At 41.8% G+C, this 9,130-nt stretch carries 14 protein-coding genes and 1 pseudogene; 7 read left to right on the top strand and 8 right to left on the bottom strand.

Annotation, left to right across the window (positions count from 1 at the left end; all coding sequences use genetic code 11):
• Positions 1-154 precede the first annotated feature (154 nt).
• Both D5281_RS26045 and D5281_RS20085 read right to left on the bottom strand, forming a co-directional pair.
• Positions 155-325, bottom strand: coding sequence for a hypothetical protein (locus D5281_RS26045; protein WP_002569167.1), 171 nt, complete (start codon positions 323-325; stop codon positions 155-157).
• Positions 312-593, bottom strand: a pseudogene (locus D5281_RS20085) (hypothetical protein); the annotation flags it as partial. The gene D5281_RS26045 and the pseudogene D5281_RS20085, both read right to left, overlap by 14 nt.
• 44 nt (positions 594-637) lie before the next feature.
• On the opposite strand from D5281_RS20085, the gene D5281_RS20080 reads away from it, so the two are divergent.
• From D5281_RS20080 to D5281_RS20050, 7 genes are all read left to right on the top strand, one after another.
• Positions 638-1,141, top strand: coding sequence for a hypothetical protein (locus tag D5281_RS20080; RefSeq protein WP_160561838.1), 504 nt, complete (start codon positions 638-640; stop codon positions 1,139-1,141).
• A gap of 120 nt (positions 1,142-1,261) precedes the next feature.
• Positions 1,262-2,347 carry a hypothetical protein gene (locus tag D5281_RS20075; RefSeq protein ID WP_160561837.1) on the top strand — a complete coding sequence of 362 codons (1,086 nt, stop codon included), beginning with the start codon at positions 1,262-1,264 and terminating at the stop codon, positions 2,345-2,347.
• The gene (locus tag D5281_RS20070) at positions 2,286-2,630 is read left to right on the top strand and encodes a hypothetical protein (RefSeq protein WP_160561836.1); all 345 of its coding nucleotides are present in this window, start codon (positions 2,286-2,288) and stop codon (positions 2,628-2,630) included. Before D5281_RS20075 ends, D5281_RS20070 begins: the two co-directional genes overlap by 62 nt.
• A 72-nt stretch (positions 2,631-2,702) precedes the next feature.
• Positions 2,703-3,254, top strand: coding sequence for a tyrosine-type recombinase/integrase (locus D5281_RS20065; RefSeq protein WP_160561835.1), 552 nt, complete (start codon positions 2,703-2,705; stop codon positions 3,252-3,254).
• 323 nt (positions 3,255-3,577) lie between these two features.
• A complete protein-coding gene (locus D5281_RS26040) occupies positions 3,578-3,733 on the top strand; it encodes a hypothetical protein (protein ID WP_277935491.1) in 156 nt (51 codons plus the stop codon).
• Between the two features lie 159 nt (positions 3,734-3,892).
• The gene (locus D5281_RS20055; protein ID WP_160561834.1) at positions 3,893-4,873 is read left to right on the top strand and encodes a hypothetical protein; all 981 of its coding nucleotides are present in this window, start codon (positions 3,893-3,895) and stop codon (positions 4,871-4,873) included.
• 143 nt (positions 4,874-5,016) lie between these two features.
• Positions 5,017-5,781, top strand: coding sequence for an ArdC-like ssDNA-binding domain-containing protein (locus tag D5281_RS20050; protein ID WP_160561833.1), 765 nt, complete (start codon positions 5,017-5,019; stop codon positions 5,779-5,781).
• A 40-nt stretch (positions 5,782-5,821) separates the two neighbouring features.
• Here D5281_RS20050 and D5281_RS20045 read toward each other — a convergent pair whose 3' ends face one another.
• The 6 genes from D5281_RS20045 to D5281_RS20020 all read right to left on the bottom strand — a co-directional run bounded on the left by D5281_RS20045 (position 5,822) and on the right by D5281_RS20020 (position 8,984).
• Positions 5,822-6,319 (bottom strand): tyrosine-type recombinase/integrase, encoded by a 498-nt coding sequence (locus D5281_RS20045; protein WP_277935490.1) that lies wholly within the window; start codon positions 6,317-6,319, stop codon positions 5,822-5,824.
• Between the two features lie 180 nt (positions 6,320-6,499).
• Positions 6,500-6,724, bottom strand: coding sequence for a helix-turn-helix domain-containing protein (locus tag D5281_RS20040; RefSeq protein WP_160561832.1), 225 nt, complete (start codon positions 6,722-6,724; stop codon positions 6,500-6,502).
• Positions 6,696-7,154, bottom strand: coding sequence for an RNA polymerase sigma factor (locus D5281_RS20035; protein ID WP_160561831.1), 459 nt, complete (start codon positions 7,152-7,154; stop codon positions 6,696-6,698). Before D5281_RS20035 ends, D5281_RS20040 begins: the two co-directional genes overlap by 29 nt.
• Positions 7,155-7,518: 364 nt before the next feature.
• Complete coding sequence (locus D5281_RS20030) at positions 7,519-7,689, bottom strand: cysteine-rich KTR domain-containing protein (protein WP_304429771.1); 171 nt, start codon at positions 7,687-7,689, stop codon at positions 7,519-7,521.
• A 45-nt stretch (positions 7,690-7,734) separates the two neighbouring features.
• A complete protein-coding gene (locus tag D5281_RS20025; protein WP_277935489.1) occupies positions 7,735-8,415 on the bottom strand; it encodes a CPBP family intramembrane glutamic endopeptidase in 681 nt (226 codons plus the stop codon).
• Positions 8,412-8,984, bottom strand: a complete 573-nt coding sequence (locus D5281_RS20020) for a TetR/AcrR family transcriptional regulator (protein ID WP_160561830.1) — start codon at positions 8,982-8,984, stop codon at positions 8,412-8,414. Before D5281_RS20020 ends, D5281_RS20025 begins: the two co-directional genes overlap by 4 nt.
• Positions 8,985-9,130: the final 146 nt, after the last annotated feature.

The following is a 9,130-nucleotide window of genomic DNA, read 5'->3' as shown; positions in this document are numbered from 1 at the left end:
CGCTGTGCTGCCGGACGTTTTTTTCAGACTTGCGGGAAGTGAATAGCTTGCGTAGCAAGGTGTTCGCTTCCCACAAGTTCACAAAGGGATAGCTGGCGCAAGGCAGCGTAGGGGAAGTGTAGCTTCCCCTGTCTCCCGGCGGTCTGCCATACTGTCATTGTTGCGGGATAAGCCCCCGGCGCGTGACATACTCCGTTGCAAAGCGGCGGTGTTCCGCTTCCTTTTCCCGCCAATACTCCCATAATGCAGCATCGGCGGCTTCCGCAACATTCATTAAAAACCGTTCAAGCTGCTTTTGTTTTTCCTCTGCGCTACGTTTCCTCATGGTCTGCGTCCTCCTGTAAGTCTGCTGCGTCAATCTTGTAATAGTCAAAAACCTCATCGGGCTTGACAATGGCGGGGCGGCGTTTAAGGTGCTTTTCCATGTCAAAGGCGTTCTTCGGCTCTGCGTTGGACAGGTACTTGTATTTCGGGTGCTTCGTTATGTCGAATTTGTCCGAAAAGAACGGGTGCACCCCACGTAGCTGCAAGATACATTTCCCTCCGTCCATGACTGCGATTTCATCTTCCGTCATAAGCTGCCTACCGGTGCGGGGAGGCGGCAACTTCCGGCATTGCAGGATGCAGGACGATCCATGTGGACAAAGAGCGGCTGGAAAATACTGTATTGTCCTGCGTCCGCACCATGGCGGGCATGGTGTCGGCGGAGGTGTCCAGAAAGAAAAAGGAGTGGGAAAGGACGGTAGTCATTGAGGAAGAAATAAGGAAGCTGGAAGCGGAAGGAAAGAGACTTTCTTCAAGGAAGCTCAGGCTTTATGAGGATTACCGCTCCGGGAATATCACGAAAGATAAGTACTGTAAAGAGTATGAAACCACCGCCAGCCGGATCCTGGAAATAGAAAGAAAGATACCGGAGTTGAAAGATGAGATTGTCCAGATCAAGGAACAGGTGCTTCATATGGAAGAGATGGAGGCGGAGCTGGGCGTGCTGGTATCGCTTGAAACTTTTGATAAAGGCAGACTGGCTGTCGTGATTGTCAGGGTGCTGGTCTACAGCGAAGAGAGGATAGAGATTGTCTGGAAGATGGATGACTGGTTCTTCCCTGAAGCAGCGGGGGAGAATTGCGCTGGAATGAAGTAATGTAGGAAATAATGTGGGAAAGACATCATGGAGCTGGTTCTGTGGTGTCTTTTAAATATGGTAGAATCTCCCTGTTTACTGTGATAAAATAGAAAAAATAATTTGAGGGAGCGGTAGTGTATGGTACGAAGATGTATTTATTGTGGAACAGAAACTGATTTGTCAAAGTCGGATATAATTCCAGATGCCCTTACTAATGGTAAAATTATAAACCCAAATGCGTGCAGGGTTGCCCATAATAATAAATTTAGTGATATGTTTGAAGACGAAGTGATTTCAAAACTGGCGTTTATAACAAATGAACTTGATATTAAATCAAGTAAAGGAAATCAATATGCAAGGTATTCTGCTAATGTCATTGTGGATGGCACAGAATATACTACGAAAATGAACGCTGATACAGATTTGTTTAACAAGAAGATTATGCGTAGTATTGATGGAAAAAGCCTCATTGGACCAATGAACAGAATAAAAGAAATGAAAGGTATTGATTATGGAAAGATAGCTGAAACGGATATAAACCAAATTGAAATTGAAAAAAGAGTATCAATAGATATCGGGGGTTTCTTTAGCCAGAAAATTCACAGGTTGGCGGCTAAAATTGCATTTGAATGGTATTGTCTTAATAACAATGTAGCAGATAGATTGAATGCTTTTGAGTCAATAATAGAGTTTATTACTACCGGAAAAGGCATTGACCCGGTTCGCATAATTGGAAGTGAAGATATATATAATTTGATAAATCAAATGTCTGATCTGGGAAGTCACAGTTTGTTTGCTTATGTGGCAGGTGATGGAACGGTTAATATATTAGTAAGTTTGTTCGGTATTGCAATTTATAATGTAAGGATATGTGATTGTATTATGCAGGAATGCTCTTACAATGCGATGTTTTTAACGATAAATTTGGATGCAAAAAAAATTGGGTTTAAATTTATTTCCCAAAATGCTTTAGGGCAGGAACTTCAAAAAGGATTTCAACAAGTAGGTATGTTTAATGGATTGCAATTTATGTGTCCTAATAATATTAATGATACTTCAATAACATGTAAAATGCTATATTTTTTAAGTGGAATTTATGATGCTGATTTGCCATTCAATGATGAGAGTACAGAAGAATTGACTGAAACAATAAAAAAAACACTTGAACAAGGTTTTAAATATTTCGGCATTAACAATAAGAGGACTAAAAAGATTTGTAAATGAACATAAAGACAATATTGAAAAAGGGATTGTTTTTAATCCATATGGAACAAATATGAAGGCAACATTTACTTTTTATCTAATATTTGCAACTGGCATAGCTGAAAATCAGATTCTTAGTTTTGGGGATCTGAATGAATATGTCCGCACAAGATTTTCAGGTAAGGAGATTTCAATATCTAAAGGACTCTGTAATATATTACAGAAAGAGATGGGGGAAAGTGAACATTATGCTGATATTATTAAAGAAGGAGCAAAAATTATAGAAGAAATGAGGTTTGATTAGATTTTAACAATTTGAAGACTTACATACTTTCAATTTGGGCATCATGGAGCTGATTCTGTGGTGTCTTTTCTATTGAAAAATAAGATATTATTTTTTAGTTTTTGCTTGACAAAAGCAGAAGCCGCCGCCTTGACATGGAGTGACATAGATTACAAGCAGAATGTGATTCATGTTACCAAAACCGCCACGTTTAACGAGGACAATTCCTGGACAACAGGCACGCCGAAAAGTGAAGCAGGGAAAAGGGATATTCCCTTAAATGACACGATAAAGGGCATACTGACAAGGCAGAGGAAAAAGCAGAGCATAGTCATTTCAATAGACCGGGAAGAAAACAGGGTATTTGTATCAGTGTTTGGCAAAATGGTAGATAATAGCATCGTAAATAAGGCAATCAGAAGCGTACTTGCCCGGTTGGAGGAAAAAGGCAAGCCGATAGAGGATTTTACAGTACACGCTTTGAGGGATACATTTGCAACACGGTACATAGAACAGGGCGGCAGTCCGCAGACCTTAAAAACAATCTTAGGGCATAGCAGCCTTGCAATGACAATGGATTTGTACAGCCACGTTTTACCGAACACCAAGCAAAAGGAAATGGACAATCTGAAAATAGTTTTATAGCAGAGGGGCGGCATTGTGACCGCCCTTTTCATTACCCCACAAATACCCCAATTACTACCCCTAATTTCAATAATCAGCACATGGATAAAGACAAAATATGATAAGCAATAAAGGAGTGAATAATATTGGACAATCCTTGTAAAATCAGCACTTCAAGAGGATAACAACAAATAAAGATAAAAAGTGATAAAACCTATGCTTATGTACATGATGTCCAGAAGTCAGCACAGGAAGAAAAGACTTCCGAAAGACCGGAAACAGGCGAAAGAGCCGCCAATGCACCGATACCGCACCCGGTAGAAAACGCAAGGCATGATTATACAATGGGCAGTGGAGGGCTGAGAGCTGCTGCGGCAATGGCTGACAAGCCTGCGCAGAGGGCATCGCTAAAAGAAAAGTTGGCAGCATACAAAGCGCAAGTGTCCGGGGAAGACCGGGCAGATACTGATAAAGCGAAAAGGAAGGAGGAAACGCTGTAACAATCATAAAACTAATCAAATTTCAATTATTGTCCGGGATGGCAATTATAAAGTTCCGATTGATTTAGCCGGGATTTCGGGGTATAATGGCATTGAGGTCATATACCTTTTGGGAATGGCTTTTGCGTTTCCATCATACAAAAAGGAGGTTTATGGCTGATGGATACGGAAATAAAGAATGCGGTCAGCGCAACAGACCAGGACGCACAGTATGATGATAAGGCAAAACGCCTGTTGGGAAATAAGATCATTCTGGCGCATATCCTGGTAAAGACGGTTGATGAGTTCCGGGGAATGAACCCGAAAGATGTGGTGTCTTATATTGAGGGAGAGCCATTTATCAGCGTGGTTCCGGTAGAGCCGGGGCTGACCAATATTGAAAAAATACCGTCTAACGACAGCAAACTATCTAAGGATAGTTCGGAAAACGGGCAGCGCATTGTCGGGATGAATACGGAAAATGCGGAGATAAACGAGGGGCTTGTAAGGTTTGACATTATCTTTTATGTGCGCATGAAAGACGGTATTTCACAGGTCATCGTAAACGTGGAAGCACAGAAAGATGAACCGTCAGGCTACCATATCTTAAACAGGGCAGTTTTCTATGTGAGCCGCCTTGTTTCCTCACAGAAGGAACGGGATTTTGTCAAGACAAACTATAACGACATCAGGCGTGTATTTTCGATTTGGGTGTGTATGGGCATGGACGAAAGCAGTGTGGCTTATGTGCATCTTGCGAAAGACGATCTGCTCGGTTCCTATCCGTGGAAAGGCGGGCTTGACCTGCTGAATATTGTCCTGATAGGTATATCAAATGAACTTCCGGAGCATGATGAAAAGTATGAGCTACACCGTTTGCTGAGTACGTTGCTTTCGGCGGAATTGACCGTTGATGAGAAATTAGGGATTATTAAAACTGAGTACAGTATTCCGGTAGATGAAAAATTGAGAAAGGATATGAGCGCTATGTGTAATCTTTCACAGGGGATCAGAGAAAATGCAACAGATAATGCTATAACTGGCGTGATTATGAATATGCACAGAGATGGTTATTCATCAGAACAAATAGCAAGGATTGTTGAAAAGACCATAGAGGAAGTGGAGGCTGTCATTAGAAAAAGAGAGCCAATATTAGCATAATTAGAGCAACTTAATAACACAAGTAGTAAAGCAGTGAATTTGTTTTTGCGTTATATAAAACAATTCGCTGCTTTTTCTGTTTTCAGGAAGAAAGACAGTCATAACAGATTGTCTTTTTTGGTGCAAAGAAAGGAAAATCAGATATGGCAGATGCAAAAACAGAAAAACAGAAAGTAAAGGAGATCACTGACAAGCTGGAGGAGGGGTTAAAAGAACTTTTTGAGAGCGAGAAATACAAAAACTACCTCTCCACCATGTCAAAATTCCATAATTACAGCGTCAACAACACGCTCCTGATAGCCCTACAACGCCCTGACGCCAGTTTAGTTGCAGGGTACCAGGCATGGCAGAGGAATTTCAACCGCCATGTAAACAAGGGGGAGAGGGGAATCCGTATCCTTGCCCCTGCCCCTTATAAGATCAAAGAGGAACGGGATAAGTTAGACCCTGTGACCGGGGAGGTCATGCTGGATAAGGACGGTATGCCGCAGACGGAGGAAGTCGAGGTTAAAATCCCTGCTTTCCGTGCTGTGTCCGTCTTTGATGTAAAGCAGACATCGGGGGAGCCAATCCCGGAGCTGGAGGCAAAAGAGCTTCTGTCCACAGTGGAGGGCTATGGGGACTTTGTTAAGGCAGTCACCTTTATTGCGCCGGTTCCAATCAGCTTTGAGGATATTCCCGGAGATTCCAAAGGCTTCTTCAGCCCGGCAGAAAAGCGGATTGCAGTGCAGGAGGGCATGAGCGAGAGCCAGACTTTAAAAACGATGGTGCATGAAACCGCACATTCCATGCTGCATGATAAGGAGGTCAACAAGGATATTCTTGCGCCCGCAAAGGACAGGAATACCAAAGAGGTGGAAGCCTTATACTCAGCATTCCAAAATGTTAATCATTTTAAAGAATGCTGAGAAATAGGGCATTTTACTGATAAAAGATGGGCATTATTCGTTAGCGCAATCCACAAAACCTTGCCATTTCATCTTCGTTGCCCTCCCACATTGGCGCCTCATCAGATGCAGGTGTTGGAACAGATTCCATTGTTTCCCGAAGCTGTTCAACAGATGGTTTTGCATAGTAGTTTTTAGTTGTTTCAGTCCTGGCATGCCCTAACACTGCAGAAACAAGCTCAATGGCGATTCCATCCTGGTAAAGATTTGTGGCTCTTGTGCGGGGGAACATGTGGCAGTAAACCGAAGACGGAAGGTTGATCCCTGCTTCATTGACCTGGGCAGCATACTTTTTAATAATCCACTGGACATTCCCTATAGACATCCTGTCTGTTACGCCTTTTATTGTTGTGGAAAATAAATAGGATTCTTTGGAAGAATTATTGTGGTATACACGAATATATTCCCTGAGATGTTCAGCTGCTTTAGCGGTCAATGGCATGGTTCTCTCTTTGTTGCCTTTGCCAGTTATGAAAATATTGGGATATTTTGATTCCATTGCAACTAATACCTACAAAACCAAAAAAGGCAAAAACGATGGTGATTTGCGGAAATTTCTTTCTATCTCCTTTGCACGGTATAATGCTGGCGATTTTCCAAAATGCCAAAAATGGGCGCAAAAAAACAGGAAACCTTTTCTTGATTTCCTGTCTTGGTGTGCCGTTCTATGTAGCGGCGGTTATTCAGTTTTTCGGTATGGCTGTTCATCAAAGCGGAACTTGAACAGGGAAGCGACAAGCCGCTGTTTTATGCTGTCCTCGGTATCCCTGTCGATATGCCCGTTTTCAATGGCGGCGATTCGGATACGCTTGCTGTAATGCCGTAAAACCTCGTCCACGGCTTCCGGCTCGCCGCTGGTTGCCCGGACAATCGTTTCATAGGGCAAAAGGTCCGGATTCCCCATGCGAAAGCACCTCCATTTTCCTTTGCAGGAGTTTTAACGTCCTGCGGATTTGATACCCGGTTGTACTCCGGCAGCGTCCGTATATTTCCCCGATTTCCTGTTGTGTGTAATCCCCGAAAAAGTAAAGGAATATGCTTTCCCGGTTTCTCTCCGGCAGGGATAACAGGGCGGCGGCAAGTTCCCCATTCGTGAGGATAACTGTTTGACCGCATATCGTTATAGGGTGTTCTTCATAGGGTGCTTCAAAGTATTCGTCTGTTGTGCCTAAAGGGTAAAACTTTTCTTCTGTGAGGTATTCAAGGGATATTTCTTTTTGCCGCCGTCTGCTCCTGTCACGCCATGCGTTGAGTGCTGCATAGCGTATGACGGTCTTGCAAAAGCCGTTGAACGTATACATGATGTGTTCCTTGTATGCTTCTGTGCAAGGCATAGCTGCTTCCCTCCTTTCTCCCACATAGGGGGTGCATGGTTTACGGTTATATTTTATAATTCAAGGGGCAGCGTTTTAGATTGCTTTCCCATGATTATCTTCCCGCATACTTTTAGCATTTTATTTTCAAGAAAATAGCCGACAAGCTGTGATTTTTCACAAGTCTGTCGGCTCTGCGTCTGTGCGTCTGGCTCTTTGATGACATGTTGTTCTGTTCGGTAAACTGGAATTTATTTCTCTTTTTTGCTCATAAGAGAACAACTGATAGCTACAAATAAACCAATTAAAATCCACGGAAATGCTGCTCCTAAAAAATCACTAACCATACTTCATTCCTCCTTTAAAATTTCGATTTGTCGCTTTGTTAATCAGTTCTGTGTTTTTCTTCAAACCCTTTAATAACTGTTATCTGCAAATTCTTTGCGTCAATCAGACTTTCCTGTTTGCATTTTGGGCAGTAGAGAGGAAAGTTTTTCAATTCTGTATCTGTTCGTATCTGTAATCTTGTTTTATTTCCGCAGACAGGGCAGTGTATTCATTCTAAAATCGCGCTTACCATATCATCTACCTCTCTTATTTTTTATAAAAAGAATACAAACACGGCAACAAGGGATATTGCGTTTCCGAGAATGTGTGAAAAGGCGCTGATAACGCAATTCTCGGATTTTTGATAAATCACCGAGAAAATCAAGCTGTCAATGAATACGCCGGCAATGTCATAAGCTACAATCCCTATGTTTCCTGTAGCAATATGTCCAGCAGCAAAAACAGCGGATGATACCACTGCACTAACCCAAATCGGAAATATTTTTGAGGATTTTCCAAAGAAGAAACCTCGATACGCAATTTCTTCTCCAAATGCTGCAATGATAACTTGACCTATCAATAATGCTGTCTTATCAAAAGACAGTATAGAACTCGTCCGTCCCATTACATGGGCAACAAATTCTCCGCCGAAAATCATATCTCCTACAACAAGCGCTGCAATACCACTCACACTCGGTAGCAACACCAAAAGAAGCACACCCGACTTTTTGAAATCCGCCGCAATCGTATTGAAACGCAAACCCGATTCGGCACCTCGCGTTTTGTTGACAGCTTCCACTATAAAGAAAAACGCTACCCCCACAAATACGGAATATCCTGCTATTGTCGAGGACGGAACAACTTTCGTTAAAGTCAACAGTATCATTACTGTTATACCTATGAGTGTGAGAACAACACTTTTTTTGTTATTACTCATAATTTGCTGATTTTTCATTTCGTTTCCTCCTGTGCGGCTAATATTGCCCCTCTGTAAGCCCGTTCTAAATGAGATTTTATGAGTTCTTCATCATACTCTAATGAATTGTTGGCTATGATACTTGCATATCCATGGGCAAATAGAGAAATTGATAAAAAAACCTTTTTTGTCTGCTCAATATTCATGCCTATTGCTTTCTGCATTGCAGAAATAACAGGTACAAGTTCTGGTGAGTCAATCATTTCAAGCAGATTGTTCTCAACTGCAAAACCCGATTGAAATAGAAAGCGGAATAAGTTTGGTTCTTCAACCGCAAATCGAATATAGTTTATTCCGATTCCAAGCATAGCCCCTTTCTGTGTTTCTTTAATCTTCATCAAATATTCTGTATGATACCAGTCCAATTTTGCATAGACAGCTTTTTTTAATTCCTCAATCGTTGCAAAGTGGTACATAACAGGCTGTGTTGAACAATTAAGCTTTTTGGCAACAGTCCTTGCATTGATGTTTTCCCCACCTGCTTCACGGGCAACCTCAAAGGCAGCGTCAATAACCATATTTTTTGTGATTTTAGGTTTTGGCGGCATAGCTTTTCCTCCTGATTAATAATTTGTGTTATATAACAAGAATTATATTATAAACCGCTAATCTGATTTTGTCAATCGTTAGACTAAACTTTCACCCAATTTTCTCTAATCAGAAAACACTATAAAGCATGAAAGTAAAAAAGAGA

Origin of the sequence: Parablautia muri (assembly GCF_009917485.1) — a bacterium.
GTDB lineage: Bacteria > Bacillota > Clostridia > Lachnospirales > Lachnospiraceae > Suilimivivens > Suilimivivens muri.
Note: the sequence above shows the minus strand (reverse complement) of the source record. Positions and strands in the feature narration are given on the sequence as shown.